The sequence below is a fragment of the Candidatus Nanohalobium constans genome (assembly GCF_009617975.1).
GTDB lineage: Archaea > Nanohalarchaeota > Nanosalinia > Nanosalinales > Nanosalinaceae > Nanohalobium > Nanohalobium constans.
Genome location: NZ_CP040089.1, coordinates 191,088 through 212,699 on the forward strand (window position 1 = coordinate 191,088; position 21,612 = coordinate 212,699).

Annotated in this window: 26 protein-coding genes; 10 read left to right on the forward strand and 16 right to left on the reverse strand. The window is 43.3% G+C overall.

The features are described 5' to 3' along the window. Positions 1–2: 2 nt before the first annotated feature. Positions 3–239, reverse strand: a complete 237-nt coding sequence (locus LC1Nh_RS01105; RefSeq protein WP_153549862.1) for an AbrB/MazE/SpoVT family DNA-binding domain-containing protein — start codon at positions 237–239, stop codon at positions 3–5. 51 nt (positions 240–290) lie between these two features. Then, a complete protein-coding gene (locus LC1Nh_RS01110) occupies positions 291–1,298 on the reverse strand; it encodes an AAA family ATPase (protein WP_256727643.1) in 1,008 nt (335 codons plus the stop codon). A gap of 92 nt (positions 1,299–1,390) precedes the next feature. Here LC1Nh_RS01110 and LC1Nh_RS01115 point away from each other — a divergent pair, with 92 nt between their 5' ends. Continuing rightward, on the forward strand, positions 1,391–1,621 hold the full coding sequence (locus LC1Nh_RS01115) for a ribbon-helix-helix domain-containing protein (RefSeq protein ID WP_153549863.1): 231 nt from the start codon (positions 1,391–1,393) through the stop codon (positions 1,619–1,621). 3 nt (positions 1,622–1,624) lie between these two features. Then, on the forward strand, positions 1,625–1,930 hold the full coding sequence (locus LC1Nh_RS01120; protein WP_153549864.1) for a type II toxin-antitoxin system RelE/ParE family toxin: 306 nt from the start codon (positions 1,625–1,627) through the stop codon (positions 1,928–1,930). Between the two features lie 17 nt (positions 1,931–1,947). Here the strand turns inward: LC1Nh_RS01120 and LC1Nh_RS01125 are convergent, their stop codons facing one another. Then, positions 1,948–2,136 (reverse strand): hypothetical protein, encoded by a 189-nt coding sequence (locus tag LC1Nh_RS01125; protein ID WP_153549865.1) that lies wholly within the window; start codon positions 2,134–2,136, stop codon positions 1,948–1,950. 170 nt (positions 2,137–2,306) lie between these two features. Further along, positions 2,307–3,512 carry a hypothetical protein gene (locus LC1Nh_RS01130; RefSeq protein ID WP_153549866.1) on the reverse strand — a complete coding sequence of 402 codons (1,206 nt, stop codon included), beginning with the start codon at positions 3,510–3,512 and terminating at the stop codon, positions 2,307–2,309. A 307-nt stretch (positions 3,513–3,819) separates the two neighbouring features. Here LC1Nh_RS01130 and LC1Nh_RS01135 point away from each other — a divergent pair, with 307 nt between their 5' ends. From LC1Nh_RS01135 to LC1Nh_RS01150, 4 genes are all read left to right on the forward strand, one after another. Then, positions 3,820–4,923: a hypothetical protein gene (locus tag LC1Nh_RS01135; protein WP_153549867.1), complete on the forward strand. Its 1,104-nt coding sequence runs from the start codon at positions 3,820–3,822 to the stop codon at positions 4,921–4,923. Positions 4,924–4,926: 3 nt separating this feature from the next. Further along, positions 4,927–5,421, forward strand: a complete 495-nt coding sequence (locus LC1Nh_RS01140) for a hypothetical protein (RefSeq protein ID WP_153549868.1) — start codon at positions 4,927–4,929, stop codon at positions 5,419–5,421. Next, positions 5,391–6,206, forward strand: coding sequence for a hypothetical protein (locus LC1Nh_RS01145; protein ID WP_153549869.1), 816 nt, complete (start codon positions 5,391–5,393; stop codon positions 6,204–6,206). Before LC1Nh_RS01140 ends, LC1Nh_RS01145 begins: the two co-directional genes overlap by 31 nt. An 86-nt stretch (positions 6,207–6,292) precedes the next feature. Beyond that, positions 6,293–8,977: a COG1361 family protein gene (locus tag LC1Nh_RS01150; protein WP_153549870.1), complete on the forward strand. Its 2,685-nt coding sequence runs from the start codon at positions 6,293–6,295 to the stop codon at positions 8,975–8,977. Between the two features lie 10 nt (positions 8,978–8,987). Here the strand turns inward: LC1Nh_RS01150 and LC1Nh_RS01155 are convergent, their stop codons facing one another. Then, positions 8,988–9,770: a P-loop NTPase gene (locus tag LC1Nh_RS01155; RefSeq protein ID WP_153549871.1), complete on the reverse strand. Its 783-nt coding sequence runs from the start codon at positions 9,768–9,770 to the stop codon at positions 8,988–8,990. 104 nt (positions 9,771–9,874) lie between these two features. On the opposite strand from LC1Nh_RS01155, the gene LC1Nh_RS01160 reads away from it, so the two are divergent. Continuing rightward, on the forward strand, positions 9,875–10,291 hold the full coding sequence (locus LC1Nh_RS01160) for a hypothetical protein (RefSeq protein WP_153549872.1): 417 nt from the start codon (positions 9,875–9,877) through the stop codon (positions 10,289–10,291). On the opposite strand, the gene ppsA is transcribed toward LC1Nh_RS01160, so the two are convergent. From ppsA to LC1Nh_RS01205, 9 genes are all read right to left on the reverse strand, one after another. Continuing rightward, complete coding sequence (gene ppsA, locus LC1Nh_RS01165) at positions 10,288–12,834, reverse strand: phosphoenolpyruvate synthase (protein ID WP_153549873.1); 2,547 nt, start codon at positions 12,832–12,834, stop codon at positions 10,288–10,290. The genes LC1Nh_RS01160 and ppsA overlap by 4 nt on opposite strands. A gap of 173 nt (positions 12,835–13,007) precedes the next feature. After that, on the reverse strand, positions 13,008–13,652 hold the full coding sequence (locus LC1Nh_RS01170; RefSeq protein WP_153549874.1) for a translation initiation factor IF-6: 645 nt from the start codon (positions 13,650–13,652) through the stop codon (positions 13,008–13,010). Between the two features lie 50 nt (positions 13,653–13,702). Further along, the gene (locus LC1Nh_RS01175; protein WP_153549875.1) at positions 13,703–13,876 is read right to left on the reverse strand and encodes a 50S ribosomal protein L39e; all 174 of its coding nucleotides are present in this window, start codon (positions 13,874–13,876) and stop codon (positions 13,703–13,705) included. Between the two features lie 12 nt (positions 13,877–13,888). Continuing rightward, on the reverse strand, positions 13,889–14,212 hold the full coding sequence (locus LC1Nh_RS01180) for a DNA-binding protein (RefSeq protein WP_153549876.1): 324 nt from the start codon (positions 14,210–14,212) through the stop codon (positions 13,889–13,891). A 10-nt stretch (positions 14,213–14,222) separates the two neighbouring features. Further along, a complete protein-coding gene (locus tag LC1Nh_RS01185) occupies positions 14,223–14,630 on the reverse strand; it encodes a 30S ribosomal protein S19e (protein WP_153549877.1) in 408 nt (135 codons plus the stop codon). Positions 14,631–14,693: 63 nt separating this feature from the next. After that, complete coding sequence (locus LC1Nh_RS01190; protein WP_153549878.1) at positions 14,694–14,996, reverse strand: hypothetical protein; 303 nt, start codon at positions 14,994–14,996, stop codon at positions 14,694–14,696. Positions 14,997–15,057: 61 nt separating this feature from the next. Further along, positions 15,058–16,980, reverse strand: coding sequence for a threonine--tRNA ligase (gene thrS / locus LC1Nh_RS01195; protein WP_153549879.1), 1,923 nt, complete (start codon positions 16,978–16,980; stop codon positions 15,058–15,060). Positions 16,981–17,114: 134 nt separating this feature from the next. Then, positions 17,115–17,990 carry a lysylphosphatidylglycerol synthase transmembrane domain-containing protein gene (locus LC1Nh_RS01200; RefSeq protein ID WP_153549880.1) on the reverse strand — a complete coding sequence of 292 codons (876 nt, stop codon included), beginning with the start codon at positions 17,988–17,990 and terminating at the stop codon, positions 17,115–17,117. 5 nt (positions 17,991–17,995) lie between these two features. Continuing rightward, the gene (locus LC1Nh_RS01205; RefSeq protein ID WP_153549881.1) at positions 17,996–18,280 is read right to left on the reverse strand and encodes a hypothetical protein; all 285 of its coding nucleotides are present in this window, start codon (positions 18,278–18,280) and stop codon (positions 17,996–17,998) included. On the opposite strand from LC1Nh_RS01205, the gene LC1Nh_RS01210 reads away from it, so the two are divergent. Together LC1Nh_RS01210 and LC1Nh_RS01215 are read left to right on the forward strand one after the other, a co-directional pair. Beyond that, positions 18,273–18,794: a tRNA (cytidine(56)-2'-O)-methyltransferase gene (locus LC1Nh_RS01210; protein ID WP_153549882.1), complete on the forward strand. Its 522-nt coding sequence runs from the start codon at positions 18,273–18,275 to the stop codon at positions 18,792–18,794. The two genes, LC1Nh_RS01205 and LC1Nh_RS01210, sit on opposite strands and share 8 nt — an antisense overlap. Positions 18,795–18,830: 36 nt before the next feature. Beyond that, positions 18,831–19,271, forward strand: coding sequence for a hypothetical protein (locus tag LC1Nh_RS01215; RefSeq protein WP_153549883.1), 441 nt, complete (start codon positions 18,831–18,833; stop codon positions 19,269–19,271). On the opposite strand, the gene rnz is transcribed toward LC1Nh_RS01215, so the two are convergent. Continuing rightward, the gene (gene rnz, locus LC1Nh_RS01220) at positions 19,268–20,176 is read right to left on the reverse strand and encodes a ribonuclease Z (protein WP_153549884.1); all 909 of its coding nucleotides are present in this window, start codon (positions 20,174–20,176) and stop codon (positions 19,268–19,270) included. The two genes, LC1Nh_RS01215 and rnz, sit on opposite strands and share 4 nt — an antisense overlap. Before the next feature lie 91 nt (positions 20,177–20,267). Here rnz and LC1Nh_RS01225 point away from each other — a divergent pair, with 91 nt between their 5' ends. Continuing rightward, positions 20,268–20,672 carry a hypothetical protein gene (locus LC1Nh_RS01225; RefSeq protein ID WP_153549885.1) on the forward strand — a complete coding sequence of 135 codons (405 nt, stop codon included), beginning with the start codon at positions 20,268–20,270 and terminating at the stop codon, positions 20,670–20,672. On the opposite strand, the gene LC1Nh_RS01230 is transcribed toward LC1Nh_RS01225, so the two are convergent. Continuing rightward, the gene (locus LC1Nh_RS01230; protein WP_153549886.1) at positions 20,665–21,591 is read right to left on the reverse strand and encodes a class I SAM-dependent methyltransferase; all 927 of its coding nucleotides are present in this window, start codon (positions 21,589–21,591) and stop codon (positions 20,665–20,667) included. The genes LC1Nh_RS01225 and LC1Nh_RS01230 overlap by 8 nt on opposite strands. Positions 21,592–21,612: the final 21 nt, after the last annotated feature.

Sequence of the window (21,612 nt, forward strand, 5' to 3'; positions counted from 1 at the left end):
AACTACTCACCTGCCTGTTCCTTCAAGGCTTCACGAGCCTCTTCTTGAAGTTCTTTAGCACTTCTGTCGTCCTCTCTAACACTCTTAGTTCTCTCCCTTAAATCTTCTATCGGATCCTCAGGTATAGGTATAAGCCGGATAGAACCTTCAAATCTAACAATACGATATTCCTTCTCATCCTTTCTATATTCTTTTGGGATGACGATTCTACCTCTAGAGTCCATTTCAACTTTAGCCATTTTTATCCCACATTGTTTATTTGGTTCCCAAGAATTAAATTTCTTTCCCACTTACCTAACCGGGACACGATTCACGATGTTCTCAATGATGTCCTCAACCTCGATTCCCTGAGCCTCTCCCTCGTAGTTAAGCATGATTCTATGGACGAAAACCTCCTCGATAATATCTCTGATGTCCTCAGGAGTCACGTAATGCCTGCCCTGATAAAGCGCTTGAGCTCTTCCAGCCAAAGCCAGGTTAATAGAAGCTCTCGGTGTACAGCCCCATTCAATATAATCGGCGTACTCCATGCCATAGTCAGCAGGGTTTCTGGATGCATCGACCAGGTCAACGATGTATTCCTTGATTTCCGGTCGTACAACAACCTGTTTGGAGAATGCCTGAAGATTCTTCACTTCCTCTCTCGAGACAACAGCCGAAACATCAAAGTCATCGTCATCCATGATATTGGCGTTCATATCGATGATCTTCTGCTCATTCTTCTTCTTAGGATAGTCTAAATAGATCTTGAAAAGAAATCTGTCGATCTGAGCCTCTGGGAGCGGATAAGTTCCTCCCTGCTCGACCGGGTTCTGCGTAGCCATAGTGAAGAACGGTTCTGGCAGATGGAAGGTTTCATCTCCGATAGATACTTTGTGCTCCTGCATAGCCTCAAGCATAGCACTTTGAACTTTTGGCGGTGCACGGTTGATTTCGTCGGCTAGGATGAAGTTAGCGAAAATCGGTCCTTTCTCAACGTAGAAACCTTTGTCATCGTTGTAAGCCTCTACGCCGACGATGTCGGAAGGTAGTTTGTCCGGCGTGAACTGGATACGATTGAACTCTGTGTTCTCAACAACTCTTCCAAGCTGTTCGACCAGAAGACTTTTTCCCAGTCCTGGTACGCCTTCAAGCAAAATGTTTCCTCCGGCGGCAACTGTAAGTAGTATCTTGTTGATGACCTCTTCCTGTCCAATGTAACCCTTCTGAATCTCACTCTCCATCCTGTGCATTATCTCCTTGAAATGCTCGGCCTTCTCCTCCATCTCTGACTCGGAAAGATCATCATACTTTGCCATAAAGAATACTCGTGAACTCTGGAATAAAAAACTACGATCAACCAAAGATTTAATACTTTGGTGCAACTATAGAATACTAGGGTGAAATAATTATGGCTTCTGTATCGGTCAAGATTCCGGACAACCTGAAAAAACAGATAGAGGAGAGATCGGAGGAAGAAGGCTTCATGAACAGCTCTGAGTACATCAGACAGGCTGTCAGGGAAAAAATAAAACAGGAAACACAGCTATACCCGGACGAACTAAGAAGACTGGTGAAACAAGGTGAAGTAGAAGAAAAAGACAGTAAAAGCCTTGAAGAACTTAGAGAAGAACTCAGGTAACTGATGCAGCTTGAAGTAACCGAAGAAGCCGAAGAAGACCTGGAAGCTCTGGAAAAAGATATCAAAGATAGAATTATAGATGAGCTGGAAAAACTTCAGAAAAATGCAACACCTGAAAAATCAACCTATATACAAATCGGCGACATGGACTTATTCCGTTTGAAACTGCAAAAAGAAGATAGAAATTCCAGATTAAATCACAGAATCTTTTACCAGATAAAAGACAGCAAGATATACATCAGAGGAATCTTCCACAGACAGAAAGGCTACGGTACAGAAACAAGGCAAGAACTGGAAGACAGAATCTAATATCTTGGCTAAAAACTTTAGTCAAGTAACGGCCTGTAAACCGCAATAAGACGTAATCCAAGAAAACCTAAAACAGCCCACAAAACTCTAGCCAGAGAAGCAACTAACTCTGGCCTAGTAACGTCTAGAACCTGAACAGCAGCAAACACAAAAACACCTGCACTGAAAACATAATTCTGCAGAGATCTATCCTCAAGAACTCTCATTCACACGAATTAAATCCTCATGAATATCCTCAAGAGTAATCTCTTCCTCACTCATACACTCGGCTTAACCATGCCAAAAAATAAAAAATATCATTGTGTGCTCTAGCGAAACACTCGTGTTTCTCTAATTCAAGATGTGTTTGAATAAGAAAGAGAAAAAAGAAAGTAGGTTAGTTGCTTCCTAGCTGAGAGTCTGCAGTTGCGACAACGGTTACTGTACCTGTGTCAATTCTGCTTCTGTCGACTCCGTTCGGTAGCTGAACTCCAATGTTAATTGGGAAGTTCTGTCCAGGCTGTAATCTGTCTCCGTCAGTGTTTGCGAAGAAGATTGCCTGCTGTGCACCAGAGTTTGTCTCACTTGTCCTGTATGTCGGATTGCCGCTTGAAAGCTGCGGGCTCTGTTGCTCGACGTTGAAGTGAGTTCTGACAATCTGGGTGCCATTAGCGTTATCTCCATCTACAAAAAGATTGTAATTTCTAGCTTCTGAACTGTCAATGTCGCTTGCGTTTGAAGATGCAGATCCTTCGTTAATCAAGCTTTGACCTGTGAACTGGTCGCTTGATGTGTCGAATGAGACGAGCGTATGGCTGTCAATTCTTGAGACTCCTGATTCTCCGCTTGATGACTGGCTACTTGCGTTGTACTCTGTGTAGTCAACTTCTCCGTCCACATCGTCAGGGTTTCTAAAGTCTACTGTTCCTAGCTGTGTTGGTGTGTGAGGAGTGTCTCCTACTCTCAGTACCCAGTCGTCGTTTGTTCCTGTACTTGGAGTGCTTGTTTCTGAGTAAAGTGCCCAGAAATATTCTGCAGCTCCGACACGGAATCTTCCTACTCTTGAAGCGCCAATGTCGTTAATTGCTGTTGTTCCTCCTGTAAGTTGTACTCCATCGTTATCTCCATCTGTTTCTTCGTTGAAGATGTACTCTGGAGGATTCTCTTCAGCGTACTCAACTCTGTTCAGGTAGGTCATGTTACTTAGTCCGTTGACACCGGGAATTGAATACTCGTTGGATGCCGTTTCTGTACTTAGTGTCACAAAGTTACCTGTGTTGAAGTTGTTTGCTGATGAGTCTCCGAAAGGATTGTCTTGATGCATTGTAGCTTCAGCGTGTATCTGTTCGATTGGAACAGATCCAATGTTTTCTAAGTCGATGTGTTCGTATCCTTCGTCAGAAATAGCTACATCTGCACCGGGTGCAATCCCTGAGTCGCCGCTACCTTCTCCGTATGTTAGAGCGGAAGGGCGAACATCTATCTGAGTCACATCCGAGACATTGACTGTTACATCGCTTTCTTGTTCCTGAGCTGTTACTGAAGAGACCATGCCGAATGTTATTGCAGCCGTTAATAGTGTTAGTGCTAATTTTCTTTTCATCTAAAATTTCACCTCCTTATGCTTGATAACTGGTTTTTTCCGTTGGAAAGTTGAAGATTTCTTATCTAAAATTCCTACAAAACAACTACTAGAAGAACCGATACTGGAAATTTGGGTTGATGTGTCTAATCTTTTTACCATGTTAGATTTACCTTGTTCATTCTGCCCCTCATAATCCCCTACCTCAGATTTTGCAAAGCCGGTATAAAAAGGTTTTACTAATATTCCGACTTACCCATTTTCGCTTCATTCTGTTCTGATGCTGTTCGCTGGGTTTAAAATCCTTCAAAAATATAGGTTGTGATATATGAAGCTAAGACTCATCCTATTAATTTTATCTGGTTTAATGTTCTCAACTCTTGCTGCAGGGAATTCCGTAGGCGCATTACCAGGTACTATTGATTTTGGCACAGTTAATCCAGGAGAAACAGTTACACAAGAAATTTATATTAGAGGAACAAATGTGCCTGAAAATTTTTCAATAAGACCTAGTGCAAACAGTGTTGACGCCTCAACACTCTTTTCGGGAGATGCTGAAGACAAAAGAGAAATATCTGAGCAAAGTGCGGAGGACTGGTGGAATTTTGAAAGGAGCCTTGTAAACCCTGAAACTGAAGTAGATTATTCAGAGGTCAATGTTCAGAATCCGCCTACGCTGCATGGATCTACAACTGCTACCTTGGAAATACCTAATGATGCAGAACCAGGAGTGCGATATGGTCATATTCGCTTAAACCCTGACTTTTCTCCTCTTAACCAAAGCAGCGGTTCAGGAGCAAAAATTGTATCTCCTACTCGTTTAACTTACTCGTTTAGAGTATCTGGAACTGTAAGAAGAGATATAGAGGTGCAGGATGTAAGAGGGTTTAGATTGGACGAAGATGAAGCTGCTGTCGAGGTACTCCTTGTGAATGAAGGTACTGTTACGACATCTACAGAGAATCTTAGATTAGATATACTTGATTCGAGCAGGGATGAAGAGACAACCTTGACTGCTTCAGGAACTTCGCTTGCTCCGGGAGAATCACAATGGGTGGAGGCAAACTGGGCAGATAACTCTGGAATTGAACAGGGAGAATACCAAGTAGGAGGGCAGGTAGACTATTTGACTGGGAGCGCTACTGCCTCAGGAGACTTCTCGCTGCCAGATTTTGATGTTGTTGAGGTTAGACCAGAGGATAGTCCTGGAAGCGACAATCAAGATGGGGGCAGTGTTCCAATCTGGTTCGTAATTATTGTACTGGTTATTCTCGGTGTTTTGATGTGGGGCTTTGAGATTGAGCCTTTCTGGATAGTCACCATTTTGGGAGTTCTCGGTATTTCGGCGTTTGTTTTGTTGAGTGGTTTGCCGAATTACTTGTTGGTAGTATTATTAATCATGGTTGGTATCGTTATCTATGGAGGAATGTAAAACATGGAACTGCCTGAGTTAGACGAGTTGAAACAGCTGGATAGAAAGAAAATCTTGTTGGGAACAACAGCCTTAATCTTGGTGCTTCTAGCAGCAGGTGCGGTTTATGCATATTCTCAGGTTGATGTAAATAATAAGGATGCATCTTTCAGCACTAATGCTACCATTCTTGATTCTAATGAGTCGGAGAATTTGACGGCTGGTCTTGCTATGGGTCAGGGCATGAGTTTTGGAAAGTTTTCCTCCAATTTTAACAAGACCAAGTCCTTGAATCTTTCAGCAGATAGCTTGACTCTTGCCGAGGTAGAGGTCGAAGGCAATATCTCGGATAGACTGGATTACGAGGAGAGACATCTCTTTGAGGGAAGGACTCAGATTCCTTTCGAGTTACACGGTAATCAGTCTGGATTCTTTGAAGGTGAGATAAATCTTGAATTGAAAACCGCCCAGAACAAGTGGGGAGAGAAATGGCTAAACTTCCAGTACAACTACTTCTAATCCTTTTTATTCTTCCCGCAGTTGCTGGATTAAATTTTGATGTAGATGTCTCAGCAATTACCGACCACTCTGTCAAGGATATAGAATATGGTGAGGATATTTCCGGAACTCAGGGAATCAACGCCACTGTAGAAAACGTCGGCAGCATCGGCTGCACCTACAGAATGAAGGCTGATTTCCAACAGGGAAATGAAAGCTTTGAACGATTTTCTTCTCCAGAGCCGCTGTGGCAGGGAGACTACGAGAGATTGGAGATAAAATACATTCCAACAAACTACACTGGCAAAATTGAAACTAATCTCTCTCTGCAGTACTGCGACCAAGAAAAACAGATAGACTCTTTCAACTTCAACGTAACAGAAAACACCACAATCAACTCCACAGTCGACTCCAGAACAGTTTCCTCAAATCATGAAAGTTCAAAGATAGAAATAAAGGGAGATACGCTTATTCCACAGGAAGAGCCAAGTTACTGGAAAACCAGTTCAGCACAGATAATTAACGGAACAGCAGAGATAGAGTACGACGCCCCGATCTTCGACAGACAAGAAGAAATAACCTATACAGTCATAGAAGACGGAGAGATAATAGGCAGCACTACCGTAGGATTTAAACCAGAACCAACACTGAAGGAGAAAATCATCGACAAGAAACTAGAGGTACTGACAGGGCTTCTTACTGCTTCAATACTTTTCAATATCCTCCTAGTGCTCAAACAAAAAGGTATTTTAGCCAGGCTTCAAAGCCTCGAATACCAACTCCCCGACTTCAAAAAACAAGACTAAAAAACACCTATCAGGAAACCCGTAACCCGCTAACCACGATACTCAAGTTAAAACTTTAAAGCAAAGTCACGAACCATACAATATTAATGGCATCCAAGAAAACCATACTGCTTCTAACACTTATCTTATTCACAGGAATTTCAGCTGCGCAGCCCAATAACATTACGGGTGAGGTCAAAGACGAGTTCTGGCTTAATCAGGATGATGCTATTCAAAGTTTCGGTGTAGAATTCGCCGGCCCATGTGAAAATACTGCTGTAGAAGTTTTCTCAAGTGAAGAGGAGGTAACTGATGTTGAGAATACAAGTGAGTCCGGGAATACCTATGAAATTGCTCCAAGCGATCTTTCCGGTCCTGCGAATTATACTATCGAAGCATCGTGCGAGAATGAAAATGTGAGTTCTGCTGAAACAAGTTTTCTTGCCGATAATATCCAACTCAGTGTAGGGAGTATTGATTCTAGTTCTGATGATCCTGTCTTCTACCCTGGTGATACTGTATCTGGGCAGCTCGACCTATCAACTGAGGGAAGTGTAATAGAATCTGTTCCAAGCTCTCTCGAATTTGATTCATCTTTTGAAAACGGTGTAAGTGTTAATCAAGAGTACGACTTTCAGGTTGATGCTTCTTCGAGTGATACTGGTGAAAATTCAATAAGTTTGATAAATTATGAGACTTCTGCAGGAGATATCACTGTTGAACCTGTCTGGCAGGTAGAAAATAAGGTTGATGAGAAGGTTAAGCACAGGAATTTTCAGGATCTTTCTGTAACTTTCCAGATTACCAAGAAAGGAGATGCATACACCGGTTTTGAAGATGATGACTTTGAATTTGCCGGAGGTTCAGGCGATAACTTTGTTTCTGTAAGTACTGATGGCGACAGTTATACCCTTGACTTTGAATCTACTCCAAAAGTTGATGATAGAGCCCCTACAGAGGAAACTTTTGAGTTAAGTGCTGATCCAAGAGAGCAAGATTTTGAAGAAGAATCTTTCAACATTGGTGAGATAGAAATTGAAAAAGATATCGAGTTTTCAGGCGAGGTCCGTGACTTAGAGAGAAGCAGGGTTCCTGCTAAGTTCACAGCAGAGTTTGATAATCGAGATACTGCTTTTGGGAACGGTGATTCTGCTTCATTTGAGAAGTTCTTCCCTGATGCAAAGGCTCCGATATTTGAGATGGATTTCCCAGAGGCAAAGTTTGAGCTTAAGAACTTTGAATTTGTCAGAGAGTATCCTGATGGTCAAGAAAGAGATATCAGATATAACTACTACGAAAAATTTGAGGGTATAGAGTTTGAGGGAGATGCTTCAGATATTAGACCAGTAAATCTTGTCTCAATTGAATCTGATTATGACTTTGAGTCTGATCCTGATGAGAGTAGAGTGAACCTTGAATTTGATAGCAGTCAAGTTGAAGATACAAGAAATGTCGTAGTCTATGAGTGTGACTACTGGATGTTTGAAAGAGAAACATGTGCCAATGAATGGGAGGAGAAGGATGTCAGAACTCTTGGACAGGAGACTTTGAATGTGCAGATAAACCCTTATGATGAACAGTTTGGAGGAAATGCGAATGTTCTCTGGAATGCTTACTTGGTTGGTGTTCCTAAGGGTGTTGGTTCTAGTTTGACTCTTGAGAATAGTTTGGATGGTTTGCCTGGTAGGATTCAGGCTGGTGAGGAGTTTAGTATTTCAGGTACTGTGATTGACAGTTCTACTGGTGAGGCTGTGGAGGATGCTGATGTTTCGATTGAGATTGTTTCTGGTGGTGGTAACAAGGTTACTCCTGACCAGGATATTGACACAGGGGTGAATGGTAATTTTGAGTATTCGGATGTTGTGCGTGAGGCTGGCAGTTATTCGGCCAATATAGAGGTCTCTAAGAGTCCTTATGAGTCTTTTGTTTTTGAAGAAGAGAATGATGATAATGATAAGATGGAAGTGTATTATGAGACTGGTTTGACTGTCAGCAGTGAGGATGATGTCGATATTCGGTTCGGTGAGTCTTCCAGTGTGGAGTTTGATGTTGAGAATGTCGGTCAGTCGGAGGTTGAGGACCTGTCATTTGATACTGAAGTATCGGGTATCGATGAGGAATATTATAGTTGGAGTCTGCCAAGTAGAAGCAGTATTAGTGAGGAGGGTTCTGTAACTGCTACCTTGAACTTGGATATTCCTTCGGATGCTGATGTTGCTCCAGGTCGGAAGACTATTTCTCTATCTGCTTCCGGTAACTCTGCTGATGAGAGCTTGGATAACTCTGCTACTGTTTACGCATCTGTACCAGCTCAGCAAGAGGATGAATCAGATCAGCAGGAGTCGGAGACGGAAGAACGGAATAACTCCGGTTCTTCGTTTGATGTTCCTGATGCCAAGGATGTTTCAAATGTGACCGGAGAGTTTATTCAGAGTCAAAGTGATATGAACTTGGCTCTAGGGCTTATCCTGATTTTTGGAGCTATCCTGGCTGTGACGGTTAGGAAGAGGAAGAATGATGGTGATAGGGATGATAGGAGGATGGGTGGTCGTGCGACCACTGCATCACATGCCGGTGGCTCTGGTAGGGGCAAGGTTCAGAAGCCTGATGTCTCTCCTCAAGATAACCAGGAAGAAGATACTGAAGACGGAGAGGAGCAAGAATCAGTTGAAGAAGAAAGTGGTTCAGGTACGGGTTCAAACGATGAGGAGGGCGAGTTTGTCTGTGATACTTGCGGAGATAAGTTTGACACGGAGTCCGGTTTGAAGCTTCACAAACAGGCGCTTCACTGAGAAATTTCCTTTATTTTGAGATATTTCTTTTTATATTCCGGAGCCCTCTCTTGAATTTGGCGAACTTTGGTGGTTCGTATTTTCCGCCTTCTAGACTGGCTGCTAGTTTCTGTATTTCGATTGCTGCCTCGCTGTACTCGTTGAAGAGCACGAGTGGTGTGTTTTCGAAAAGGCTTTCTTTCATTTCTGCGTCGTAAGGTATTTGTCCTAGGATGTGGCTTTCTGTCATCATTTCGACTTCTCTTTCTACTAGTTCTTTGTCTGGTTCGTCTTCTACTTTGTTGATGACTGTACCTAGTATTGGTTGCTGCATTTCCTTGCATTTTTCGATTATCTGTGCTGCGTTGATTCCTGCTGTCTGTGTGGGCATTGTGACTATCATTAGTTCGTCGCAAGCGTCTATTATGCTTTCAACTGTCTTATTTAGTCCTGGTGGGCAGTCAACCAGTACGTAGTCCGATTCTTTGCTTGCTTCCGTAAGTATGTCTCTGAGGCTGGATGTTTCTGGTTCCACCTTGTTAATTTCGTTGCTTGAGGTCAATGCTTTGATCCCAGTCGGGTGTCTGAAGATAGCTGATTCTGTTTCTGCGTTTCCATGCAGTACGTCCTGTATTTTGACAGGGTGGTCGTATCGTCCTAGGTAAACTCCTAGGTTTGAAGCTGAGAAGTCGGCGTCGACTATAGTTACTTCTTTTTCTCTTTGTTGTAGTGCTATTCCCAGGTTTACTGTCAAAGTGGTTTTTCCTACTCCGCCTTTTCCTGAGATCAGACCTACTATTCTTCCATCTGCCATCCTTGTGAAAGTTTTTGCAATTCGCTGTTTAATAAATTCATAGAAACCCAGACCGTTTTTGTTACTTCGCAGACTTTAAATCATTTTGTCTTTAAACAGTAGTTATGTCAAGATTCTGGATTGGGGTTGGGGTAGTTTTTGTAATTGGTTTGCTGACAATTTTTTCAGCTACCGGAAACACGAATGCGGTGTATGTAAACGATCTTGAAACTGAGTGTCGAGGAGATCGGGCTGAATCAACGAGTATCAGCTTGCAGCAGGATAACTCTATAAGATTTGAAGGATACTTTCCGGTAGAAAACACTAATTCTGACATGAGCTTCAATTACAACGGAGGAAGCAGCATGGTATTGAATGTTAAGTCTCAAAACCTGGCAGCGCCTGACTTCTTATGGTATGACTGCCTAGCATCCGGAGTGTATGATATTGAGACCTCGGAACTGAACGAAGGAAGATACTCTGTAGAAATTAAACACAATGGAGAAAGAGTAGAAAAAAGGATAATCAGGATTAAGAATTAATCCAACTGGTACTTAGTTTCACCATCCTTCTTAACCTCTACTTCTATCTTACCTTCCTTTGCTAGCCATCCAAGAGCCTGGTTAACTGTTTCACTATCCATAGCATCGTCAGCATGACTTTTCAGCTTCTTGGCAGTAGCTTTGCCCTGGTCATTCAAGATATTGTAGACTTCTCCGGCAGCATTACCAACATCATCAGGAGTCAAACCTGCAATATTCACATCACTGAAATCACTGTTCTCCACTGAATCTCTTCCTTCCTCTGCATCAGCAACCTTCAAAATAGTCTCCAATGCGACATCTGGAGAAACAGAGATCGCATCGATATTGTTCTCAACCAGGAACTCTGCGTAACCTTCATGGGTTGAAGGAGCGTCTCCACAGATGCCGACATGTCTATCCTTCTTGTGAGCCTTTCTAATCAGTTTCCTGACTGATTCTTTCACTGCAGGATCCCTCTCATCGAATACTTCCTTCATCTTATCGCTGTTCCTGTCAACTCCAAGTGTTAACTGAGTTAAGTCGTTTGTCCCGACGGAGAAACCATCGAATACTTCAGCAAACTCTTCTGCACGGATAATGTTTGAAGGAATCTCTGCCATGACATACACATCGATATCTCCTTCATCCAGTCCATACTCCTTCATCTTTGCTCTGACCTTCTTGCCCTCGTCGATGGTACGGCAGAAAGGAACCATCACGGTGATATTGTCCAATCCTAGCTCATCGATACATCTGCGCAGTGCTTCACATTCCAGTTCGAATGCTTTCTGGAATACTTCGTCATAGTATCTTGAAGCTCCTCTGAATCCGATCATAGGGTTCGCTTCATCTGGCTCATAGTCTTCACCGCCTTCAAGCTGTGCATATTCGTCTGATTTGAAGTCGGAAAGTCGAACTACAACTTGGTCTGGATAGAATGCTGCCCCGATCTTACCTAGGCCGTCTCGGAGCGCCTGAACATATTCATCGTCTCTACCTTCTTCAATTAAGTGTAGCGGATGTTCTCCGACATGGCTGGAGATGATGAATTCTTCTCTTGCTAGTCCGACACCTTCAACGGGGAGCTGGGCTACATGGAATACTTCGCTTGGCTCTCCGATGTTGACTTGTACATCTGTATCTGTATCTGGTATTTCATCCAGGTGGTGTTCTTCGACATTGAACTCTATTTCTCCATCCCAGATTCTGCCTGTGCTTGAAGAACAGTCTACAGTAACCTCTTGTCCATCGGATAACTGGCTTGTGGCGTTCTCCGTGCCGATGACTGCCGGTACTCCTAGTTCTCTGGATACGATTGCTGCGTGACTGGTTCGCCCGCCTTTATTGGTTATGATAGCTCCTGCTTTCTTCATAATTGGCTCCCAGTCTGGATCGGTCATGTCGGTTACCAGTACTTCTCCCTCTTCAAACTGGTCGATTTGCTTGGGCGATGAGAGGACATGTGCCTTCCCTGAGCCAATCTTGGAGCCAATTGCGCTCCCCTCAAGCAGTACCTCTGACTCTTCCTCGAGCTTGTAGTCTTTGATTACATTTTCGTCCTTCTCAGCCTGCACCGTCTCCGGTCTTGCCTGAACAATATACAGTTCGTTGGTCTGTCCGTCCAGAACCCACTCGATATCCATTGGCTTACCATAGTGTTCCTCAATCCGTAAGGCGTATTTAGCCAGTTCTTTTACCTGGTTGTCAGTTATACAGAATTTTTCCCGGTCGCTCTGAGGCACTTTCTTCTCAATGTTTTCCTGTCCATCTCCGGATTCATGATCTTCGTTCCTAACCAGCTTCTTCTCCTTGTCGCCAACTTCTTTCTCAATTATTCCAAGATTCTCCTTAAACACAGTGAACTCGTCAGGATTGACTTCTCCGAGTACTACATACTCTCCTAGTCCGTAGCTTCCGTTGATTGTTACGACATTGTCGAATCCGGAGTCTGGGTCCAGTGTAAACATTACTCCAGCCGCACCGATATCTGAACGCCCCATCTTCTGAACAACGGCTGATAACTTCACATCAAAGTGACTGAAATCTTTATCCTCACGATAAGAAATCGCTCTGTTTGTGAAAAGAGAAGCATAGCAATCCTTAATCCTCTTGATCAAGTCTTGCTTCCCAGAAACATTTAGATAAGTTTCCTGCTGTCCTGCGAAAGATGCTCCTGGAAGGTCCTCAGCTGTGGCAGATGAACGAACTGCTACTTCCGGGTTTTCTACTCCCAATCGTTCTTCTAGTTCTTCGTATTGTTTTACAAAGTCTTTTCTTAGATCCTCTGGCATGTCAGCTTCCTTGATATGAGCACGGATCTGCTTGCCTACTCGTTGTAGGCTGTTGACATCATCGATGTCTAATCCGTCGATTAGTGTCTCGATCTTGTCTCTCAGATCGGTGTCGTGTATAAATTTGTCGTATGCATCGGCAGTGGTCGCGAAACCAGGTAGAACAGGTACTTCGGTTTCGTTTCGGAGCTCTCCGAGATTTGCGCTTTTACCGCCTACTTTAGCGGTGTCGTCAGAGTTGATATCTTCGAACCAGAGGACATTCTTCATACCAGAAAATTCTTCCAGCCGCCATATAAAACGGCCGTTATTATAGAAAGGTGGTACATTGTCTCTATCTGGAGATAGTTGAAAGTTTGAACTTTTCTTTAAACATTTGAAGATTTCTTTAATCACACTAACTTCTCCTGAAATAAAGGAGTAGAAGAGCTAAATTGAAAGATTTATTTCATGGTTCGGTCGATTCTACCGATTTCTGGTCCTGAGGTATTTTCTCCGACCAAAGTCATGTCGTCTGTTGCTAGGCCTCCTGAGCCCATGTATGGTGATCCTAGGTTGATTGTTCCGATGTCAATGTCTTCGAGTTCCAGTGCTTCTTTGACTTTTTCTGCGTCGTCTTCGTCGGCTTCTCTGTGGATTACTGCTCCTCTACTGTTTGCTAATCCGCATACGCCAGGGTTCTGTATTCCTGCTATTGTTCCAACTGTTACAGGTACTTCGAGTGCTTCTTCTATCTCTTCTTTTTGGTCTTCCAACTTTGGACTGATGTAGGCTCCATTATCGTTGCAGAGGATTAGGTTGCCTAGTGCGTTGTCCGGGGTCTCTATAACTTGGAATTCTATTCCTGTTTCTTCTAGTTTGTCTTTTTCTCTGTCTGTTGCTTCTTCTGGAATCAGGATGCAGTTTGAGTTGCCGGCGGTGAACAGTCCTACCAGTTTTGTACGGTTGATGTATGTTTCCACTGTTTTTTCAGCATTGAATTTGTCTTTCCGCTTGAAGTCTGGCGGGAAGATTGCTTGTGTTTCTGTTACTGTGGCGTGGAATCCTATGCTTTCGTTGCCGGTGTAGTTGTATTTTTCGATATCCATTTTTGTTGTTCGTACCTGTTAGAAAATTAGAGAGGAAAGAAAAACGGTTTTTATTCGTCTGTGTCGTTTCTTCTCCAGTGCCGGCTTTTACGCGGCTTGACAGACTTTTTCTGTGCGCTGTCCATTCCGTGGACTTTGAGGCTTACCCAGCGTGGTGCTGATTTAGCTGTGTTGGCTAGGCGTGCCAGTCTCTTCTTTTTTCCTGAGCTCTTGTTGCTTCCCATAATATAATTTTGTCACCTCCTGAATTTTATATCCGATTCGTTTTCGCTTTCTTCCTCACTGATTGATTTGAGGATATCCTTCAACTGATCGTCGTTTATCTTACTGATTTGACCTCTCTTGCCGAGTTGGACAATCTGCATCTCGACTGAAGCAGCTTTATCCGGGTCTGCAGCCCGTATGTTGCCAAGCCGAGACTTGGCTTCTTTGGTGAGGTATTGAGCTGCTTGCTGCTGGACCTGTTTTCTCTGTTCTTCCAGAGCTTCTTCCTGATTCTCTTGCTGGTTCTCTATCTCTTTTCTTTTCTGTTCTCTGAGGTCTTCGGTATCCTCGTCCATGAGCCTAGATTTAGTAGACTTCTTCGGATTTTTCGTCTAGGAATGCTTGACCTTCTTCTGTTATTACTCGTCCTTCGCCTTCTTCTGTCTCTACAAGTCCTGCTTCTTCCAGGTTCTGTAGAGCTGTTCTGATTACTTTTCCTGAGGCTTTTCCTTGGTGCTCTGGTCCGTGTCCGTTATCTTTTCTTTTTCCGTATACTGTTCGAAGTCTTGAGACTCCTAGTGGTCCGTCAGTGTAGATCTTTCGAAGGATTGCGGCTGATCGGATGTGATACCAGTTCTCCTGCTCTGGAGGTCTTTCTCTGTCGCTTCCTGTCTTTACTAGGTTAGTCCATTCCGGAGCATCGAACTCCTCTTCCAAATCTTCAGCAGCCTCCATAATCAAAGGCTCTGCTTTTACATCATAAACTGTTACCATACAACACGACTTAAATCAAAAACTTTTAAATCCCAAAAATAAGAGAGGAGGTGGAGAAAAAGTTTAGTTTTCCTTGAACTCCACTTCTAGTCCGCCGAAACGGTCTGCAATGAGGTTGTAGAAGTATCCCATCAATGCCCCAAATACAAAGCCGAAGCCGGCATAGAAAGCTATACCAAATACAGCCCCTATAAGACCAAGTAATAATCCGCCTAATGCAACAGCAGCCTCACCTGCACCGATCATAAAAATCAGGACGAAAGGAGCATAGATTAAGATCATTAGAACGCCGATAACTGCATACATTGCAGCAGAGATTTTACCAAGCGATATAGGATCAATCCTAGAAAGTTCAAACTCCTTCATAAACACAGTTTAGACCTCGAGAATTCAAATAATCTTTGGAAAAAAGAAGAGAGAAGGGCAGTTACTGGAGGAAATCAGTCTCCAGCTTCTTCTCCTCAACTTCCTCTCTTAACGCTTCCTTGAACTCTTCCACACTGATTTCTTTCTCTTCACGCTCTTCACGATCTCTAACAGATATGTTTCCTGCTTCTTCCTCATCGTCACCAAGGATCAGCATGTAAGGTACATTGTCGTCATGTGCGTTCTGAATCTTCTTACCAACCTTCCAACTTCTTTCTTCTATCTCAACTCGGAAGTCTGAAAGCTCTTCCTTGATTTCTTCCGCGTATTCCTGGTTTCTATCTGTTACAGGAAGGATTCTAACCTGTTCCGGTGCTAGCCAGGTCGGGAAGTCTCCTGCGAAGTGCTCGATCATGACTCCCATGAAACGGTCAATGGATCCGAGGATGGCTCTGTGAAGCATGACAGGGTAATGCTCTTCGTTGTCTTCTCCTGTATACTTCAGACCATAGTTTCTAGGGATGACGAAGTCGAGCTGGACTGTTCCTAGTTGCCATTTTCTTCCGATAGCGTCTTCTACTTCTACACCAATCTTTGGTCCGTAAAATGCGCCTTCTTCCGGCTTGACTTCGTAGTCGCCGACTTTCTCATCCATCGCATTGCCTAGAGCTTCCTCTGCCTCGTCCCAGAGTTCATCAGGACCCTGCGCCTTCGGAGGTTTGGTCTCCATGATGAAGTTGACTTCGAAGCCAAACTCATCGTACATCTCAATGATTATATCAAGGTGCTTCTTGATTTCTTCTTCTATCTGGTCTTTACGAAGGTAGGCGTGACCGTCATCCTGTGTTAATCCTCTTACACGCATCAAGCCTGAGAGTTCACCCGATTGTTCGTTTCTATAAACAGTTCCGAACTCTGAAAGCTTGATTGGAAGTTCTTTGTAGCTCTTATTGTTGGAGTCAAAGATGTGGCTGTGGTTGGCGCAGTTCATCGGCTTCAAACCGTATTCGGTATCGTCTTGCTCCCAGGCGAACATCTCACCGTCTTCCTTGAATGCTTCGTAGTGTCCGGTCTTCTTCCATAGCTCTGCTTTGTTGAGTTCTGGTGTCTTGACTTCTGTGTATCCTAGCTCGGCGTTTTTCTCTCTTATGTATTCTTCAAGTTCTCTGCGGATTTTCATGCCGTTTGGATGGAAGTGTGCGCATCCTGGTGCGAACTCCGGAATTGAGAATAGGTCCATTTCTCTTCCGATTCTTCTGTGATCTCTTTTCTCGGCTTCTCTGCGTTGCTCCATGAATTCTCCTAGTTCTGATTCTGAGGAGAATGCTGTTCCGTAGATTCTTGTCAGCATTTCGTTTTCTTCATCTCCTCTCCAGTAGGCTCCTGCGATTTCTAGAAGCTTGAAGCCGCCTACTTCTCCTGTTGAATCGACATGAGGTCCCTTACACAGGTCTTTGAACTCGCCCTGTTTGTAGAAGGAAACTGTGTCGCCTTCTCCAGCTTCTTCGTCCAAAATCTGTCTTTTGTATTCGTTGTCTTCGAAGAATTCTTCTGCGTCTTCTCTTGAGAGCATTTCTCTTTCTATCTGCAGGTCTTCTTCGATTATATTCTGCATCTCTTCTTCTATTTCTTCGAAGTCTTCCTGTTCGATTTCTACTCCGTCGATGTCGTAGTAAAATCCTTCGTCTGTCCACGGTCCGATTGTTAGTTTGACCTGGTCTCCGTAGATTCTTTTCAGTGCTTGTGCAAATACATGTGCAGCGCTGTGTCTAAGTACTTGTGTGTATTCTTCGCTTTGGTCTGTTACTATTTCTATTTCGTCGCCCTCGCTGACTTCGTCTTCCTTGGCTACGAGTTCGCCGTTTATTTTTCCGGCTACTGTGTCGTCGCCTAGTCCGGTACCTATTTCGTATGCTACATCTTCTACTGTGGAGTTTTCTTCTACTTCCAACTGTGAGCCGTCAGGTAGTTCTACTTCTATCATTTATAAATCAACTTCAGAGTTAGCTTGTTTGTAGAAAAGGTTTTGAGCGCCAGAGTTAAAGCTGGCTTGGTTGAGAAACATGCATTCGTGGAGTAGGATGTCCACCTTTCATTGGTATTTTGTACTTATACTTGTTATCCTTTTATTTCTGGTTGTTGGGCGATCTTGTCTACACCTGGTATTCTCCCCAGTGTTGTGGTTGAGATGTATCCTATAGTTAGTACCTGCCAGTATGTGCAAAGCCGGTATAGGATTGTTACTGTCAGTGCTGTGGCGAATGAGATATCCATTAATAGTATTATGGATGCTGCCATTGCTGCTTCGTATGTCCCGCTTCCTCCTGGTGTCGGACTTATGCTGGCGAAGCTTATCAGGGGTATGAGGAGCATGATCTCAAGCGGATGCATCTGAAGGTTGAGGGAAGCCAGTATAAGATAGAAGGCAGCCATTCTTGACAGGAATGCTGATGCGGTTATTAGTATGGAGTATATCAGTGTCGTGGGGTTTTCTCCTATTGTCTGCAGTGTTTTCTCCCAGTTGTCGATTCTTGATTTCAGTTTTTCCAGGTAGCTTTCTCCTCTCCCTGTGATCTCTGTAAGCTTTCTTATCGCGGAGAATCCGTATTTTTCCATTGTTCCTGATCTGAACCATGCAAGGAAACCTATCACGACACCTGTCAACAGAAATCCGAGAAGGGTGACTGCGGCTGTAGCGATCTCATCTGAACCTGAACCTGAAATTAGTAAGAATGATAGTCCTGTTACTATGAATATTGACATTGGAAGGACTGTTACTAGGTCTGCCGACATTACTGTTGCCAGAGATTTCTCATAGCTACTGCTAGATTTCTTGGAGATAAGGTAAGCCATTATTGGCTGTCCACCAAATCTTCCGAGAGAGGTTACTGTGTTGAAGAACTGTCCTGCCATAAAGATACGGAAGCTCTTAGCGTAGGAGCATTCTATCCCGAGGCTTCTGAAAAATACATACCAGTTGAGGCTCCATAACATGCTGACTAGAATCCTGCGCCAACTGCTAGCAGGATGTATAGTTTATTGGCTTTTTCTAGAGATGAGAGGATTTTTGAAGGGTCTGCTATCCATAATAAGGCTGTGAAGATGGCTGTGGCTATTAAAAACCAGAAATACTTGTTTGTCTCTAAATCCTTTATCTTTCCTTTTGCTGTATTGTTCATCCGCAGATCCTTGTCTACTGATTTTACTTGTTTTGTTGCTAATATATCTGCGGATGGTGGATCTGGTTTTAATACTTTGAACCTCGTTTTCAGGTTTATGATCAATGTGTTAAGATTGGGTCATAGAGCGGGAAGAGATGACCGTATTTCAACTCATGTTGGTTTGACGGCTAGACAGTGGGGAGCCGATGAAGTAGTATACTCTGGTGAAGAAGATTCTAACATGATTGAGAGCCAAGAGGATATAATCGAACGGTGGGGTGGAGACATGGAAATCAGGTATACAGAAGAGTGGAAGAAGGAAATCCGAGATTTTGAAGGGTTGAAGGTGCACTTGACGATGTACGGTCTTGAGATCAACGAAGAGATGAAAGAAATAAAGAAAGAGTTTGAAAGTTCTGACGATATTTTGATAATTGTTGGTGCGGAGAAAGTTCCTCGCTGGGTTTACACTCATGTCGATTACAATATCTCGGTCGGTAATCAGCCTCACAGTGAGATAGCTGCTTTAGCAGTCTTCATGGACAGACTGAATGACGGAGAGATGAAGAAGGATTTCTCTGATGCAGATATCAAAGTTGATCCAAGTGAGGACAGAAAAATAACTGAAGAACTGTAACAATTTCGATACTCCTGGATTACTATTAAGCAGGTTATGTCCCTGCTTGAACCTAGTTTTCAGCTTACTCAGGATTCCAGTCCTTTAGGAGATACTTCTATAATTGAGGCGTATAGAATGCCTGAGGAGGAGAATGGTATAGCTCTTTATAGGGAAATCGAGTCTTTGGCAGCTATGCGTGAACGCCTTGAAGAAGATCAACTGGTTACGGATGAGGATGTCGAGCCTGATAAGGCAGATGTGCGGTTTGAGATAGGGAACGATGAGTTAGATGTTTACAGAGATGAGTTAGCGGCTATGTTGGAAGGAGGCAGCAAAAAGTTCGAACAGTACAGGGGAACTGCTTACTCGGTTATGTTGTATGATGGCTGTGGCAGGGAGTATCGTATGGGCAAATGGGATGATGTAGCGGCTCCTGAAAAACTGAAATGGCTTTGGGGAGAACTCAGGAGAACAGCTTTCAAAAACACGATTTAATCTTCAGGTCTATGAGATTTGATGTCAAACTCTCTGCCGTCTTCTCCCATCTCAGTATCCTTAAATACTTCTCTAGCTTCGCTCAATAGTTCTCCGGTTTTTTCCTGGTATCTCCTTGATATATGTGTCAAAACCAGTTCGCTCACTCCTGCTTCTTCAGCGATTTCTGCCGCCTGTCTAGCAGAAGTATGGCCTTTCCTATCTTTAATCATCTCATGACTGCAGGTGGCTTCATGAATAAGCAGATCAGCACTCTCAGAGTACTCAATAGTATTTCTGCACTTTGCTGTATCTCCTGAGTAAACTATTTTACGCCCTGGAACTTCCTCAACGACTTCTTCTGGCTCAATAGTTTCTCCATTCCATTCGATGCTTTCCCCATTCTTCAATTTACCTATCTTGGGCGATTCCTCCAGTCCAAGCTCCTTCATCTTCTCTTTATTGGCTTTAACACTTGTATCTTCCTCAAAGGCAAAGCCAAAAGCATTTACCCCGTGTTCAACTTCGAAAGGCTTCACAGTGTAACCTTCTCCAACAATCTCATCGCCTTCTACCAGGTCTTCCACAAAAATATCGTAACTTCTGTTAAAGTAGCCGGTGTCAAGTATTCTATCTGTAAACTCTTCTGTCCTCGGTGGACCATAAATGTAAAGTGGTTCCTCCCGGCCTTCCATCTCCAAGGTCTGTATAAGCCCTAGGAGTCCGGAAAAATGGTCGGCATGCCAGTGGGAGATAAAAACCCTGCTTATCTTCATCAAACCCAGTTTCTCCTGCATCAAAGTCCTCTGAGTGCCTTCACCACAATCAAAAAGAACTCTCTCACCCTGAAAACTGATTAAGTTAGCAGGCAAATTCCTATTTCTTGAAGGTACGGCGCTTGAAGTGCCTACAGTCCAAACTTTCATATCAAAGAATTAAACCCTCAGAAATATCAAGATTCACATCCTATCACACATGATGAAAAACCATATAAAATTGCTATTTTCGAGTGACAGTATGGGCATAGAGCCTGCCAAAGAGTCGGTTGCTGTTTCTGAACCACAATGGAAAACTGATGTTATCGAAAACGGCGGAGATCCTTCTGCTCACGAACTAGAGCCGCGTGATGATTCTCCTGAACTCGATTATGATATATCTCAGGATTCGAGTCTCCTCCAAGATAATACCTACTTAGTTAGGAAGGATTCTGAGGGATTTGATGTGCTTCTAGCAGTTCACGAAGACGATACTTATTTGGATGAAAATGCCTCACCTAATGATCTGTTAGAATATGACTCTGTAAGTCATCATGAACTAACATCAATGGTTTCTTCAGCTGAAAGAGATAGGATGCCAAGAGAGATAGGTAAAATTGTCTCAGAATATGTTGAGGAGCTGGATGAAGGGGTACATGTCATCTAAGGCTATAGATATACCTAGTCAAATTTTTGTGGACATAGATTTCAAATTCGGCTTTCATGTCTCCTAGGTTCGGTTTGTCGTACATAAAGACTGTTTTACCATCAAAGTCTTTGATTAGGTCCAGGAATTTTTCTTCTATTTCACCTTCTACTTTGGAGGCTTTTCCGTAGGGTAGATCGGTTACTATTGCATCTACATTTCCGAACTTTGACAGTGATTTTTCTGCATCTTTTTGGCTGATTTCATGACTTATTATGCCGTATTTTTCCAGGTTTTCTTTGGTTCCTTTTACCATTTCTTTTTTGGTGTCGGTGCCGAGTGGTTGTATTCCGCAGAGTCCTGCTTCGATGAGTATTCCTCCTGTGCCGCAGAATGGGTCTAGCAGTTTTCCTCCTGCCGGTGTTTTGGACAGGTTTACCAGTACTCTTGCTAGTACGGGGTCTAGGGAGACGGGGGATGAGAAGGGTCGTTTTTCGTTGCTCCTCTTGTTGAATAATCCTCTGTCGATGTCTTGGACCAGTTTTCCGATTATCTTATTCCCTCCTAGAACATAGACATATATCTCAGTCTCTGGATTTTCTAGGTCTACTTCATTATTTTCTGTGCTTAGTTTTTCTCCCAGTTTTTCCTCTATTCTTTGGTTGTCTGCTTCTCCTTCCAGTATCTTGCATTTGACAGAAAAACTGTCTTCTGGGGTCCAATCAGGAGTGAAGTTATCTAAATTACTGGTTTCACCTATTTTCTGGGTTATTTCGTGTGTCAGTGCCAGTCTTTTCAATTGGTTTGGTTCTGAGTCTATTTCAGCCAGTCTGTTTCTTGTCTCTGGTTTCTCATCTATTCTTTGGCTTTTCAGGAAGCCTTCTAGCTCTGCCTCCGCTAGTTCAAGGTTTTCTCCTGCCAGTCTGTAGGTGTAGGTCATCTTGTCTTCGGTCCTCTGTTT

Bases quoted from the DNA above. Each gene is read 5' to 3' on its own strand.
- LC1Nh_RS01105 (WP_153549862.1), bottom strand. From the start codon at position 239: ATGGCTAAAGTTGAAATGGACTCTAGAGGTAGAATCGTCATCCCAAAA.
- LC1Nh_RS01110 (WP_256727643.1), bottom strand. From the start codon at position 1,298: ATGGCAAAGTATGATGATCTTTCCGAGTCAGAGATGGAGGAGAAGGCC.
- LC1Nh_RS01115 (WP_153549863.1), top strand. From the start codon at position 1,391: ATGGCTTCTGTATCGGTCAAGATTCCGGACAACCTGAAAAAACAGATA.
- LC1Nh_RS01120 (WP_153549864.1), top strand. From the start codon at position 1,625: ATGCAGCTTGAAGTAACCGAAGAAGCCGAAGAAGACCTGGAAGCTCTG.
- LC1Nh_RS01125 (WP_153549865.1), bottom strand. From the start codon at position 2,136: ATGAGAGTTCTTGAGGATAGATCTCTGCAGAATTATGTTTTCAGTGCA.
- LC1Nh_RS01130 (WP_153549866.1), bottom strand. From the start codon at position 3,512: ATGAAAAGAAAATTAGCACTAACACTATTAACGGCTGCAATAACATTC.
- LC1Nh_RS01135 (WP_153549867.1), top strand. From the start codon at position 3,820: ATGAAGCTAAGACTCATCCTATTAATTTTATCTGGTTTAATGTTCTCA.
- LC1Nh_RS01140 (WP_153549868.1), top strand. From the start codon at position 4,927: ATGGAACTGCCTGAGTTAGACGAGTTGAAACAGCTGGATAGAAAGAAA.
- LC1Nh_RS01145 (WP_153549869.1), top strand. From the start codon at position 5,391: ATGGCTAAACTTCCAGTACAACTACTTCTAATCCTTTTTATTCTTCCC.
- LC1Nh_RS01150 (WP_153549870.1), top strand. From the start codon at position 6,293: ATGGCATCCAAGAAAACCATACTGCTTCTAACACTTATCTTATTCACA.
- LC1Nh_RS01155 (WP_153549871.1), bottom strand. From the start codon at position 9,770: ATGGCAGATGGAAGAATAGTAGGTCTGATCTCAGGAAAAGGCGGAGTA.
- LC1Nh_RS01160 (WP_153549872.1), top strand. From the start codon at position 9,875: ATGTCAAGATTCTGGATTGGGGTTGGGGTAGTTTTTGTAATTGGTTTG.
- ppsA (WP_153549873.1), bottom strand. From the start codon at position 12,834: ATGAAGAATGTCCTCTGGTTCGAAGATATCAACTCTGACGACACCGCT.
- LC1Nh_RS01170 (WP_153549874.1), bottom strand. From the start codon at position 13,652: ATGGATATCGAAAAATACAACTACACCGGCAACGAAAGCATAGGATTC.
- LC1Nh_RS01175 (WP_153549875.1), bottom strand. From the start codon at position 13,876: ATGGGAAGCAACAAGAGCTCAGGAAAAAAGAAGAGACTGGCACGCCTA.
- LC1Nh_RS01180 (WP_153549876.1), bottom strand. From the start codon at position 14,212: ATGGACGAGGATACCGAAGACCTCAGAGAACAGAAAAGAAAAGAGATA.
- LC1Nh_RS01185 (WP_153549877.1), bottom strand. From the start codon at position 14,630: ATGGTAACAGTTTATGATGTAAAAGCAGAGCCTTTGATTATGGAGGCT.
- LC1Nh_RS01190 (WP_153549878.1), bottom strand. From the start codon at position 14,996: ATGAAGGAGTTTGAACTTTCTAGGATTGATCCTATATCGCTTGGTAAA.
- thrS (WP_153549879.1), bottom strand. From the start codon at position 16,980: ATGATAGAAGTAGAACTACCTGACGGCTCACAGTTGGAAGTAGAAGAA.
- LC1Nh_RS01200 (WP_153549880.1), bottom strand. From the start codon at position 17,990: ATGTTATGGAGCCTCAACTGGTATGTATTTTTCAGAAGCCTCGGGATA.
- LC1Nh_RS01210 (WP_153549882.1), top strand. From the start codon at position 18,273: ATGATCAATGTGTTAAGATTGGGTCATAGAGCGGGAAGAGATGACCGT.
- LC1Nh_RS01215 (WP_153549883.1), top strand. From the start codon at position 18,831: ATGTCCCTGCTTGAACCTAGTTTTCAGCTTACTCAGGATTCCAGTCCT.
- rnz (WP_153549884.1), bottom strand. From the start codon at position 20,176: ATGAAAGTTTGGACTGTAGGCACTTCAAGCGCCGTACCTTCAAGAAAT.
- LC1Nh_RS01225 (WP_153549885.1), top strand. From the start codon at position 20,268: ATGGGCATAGAGCCTGCCAAAGAGTCGGTTGCTGTTTCTGAACCACAA.
- LC1Nh_RS01230 (WP_153549886.1), bottom strand. From the start codon at position 21,591: ATGACCTACACCTACAGACTGGCAGGAGAAAACCTTGAACTAGCGGAG.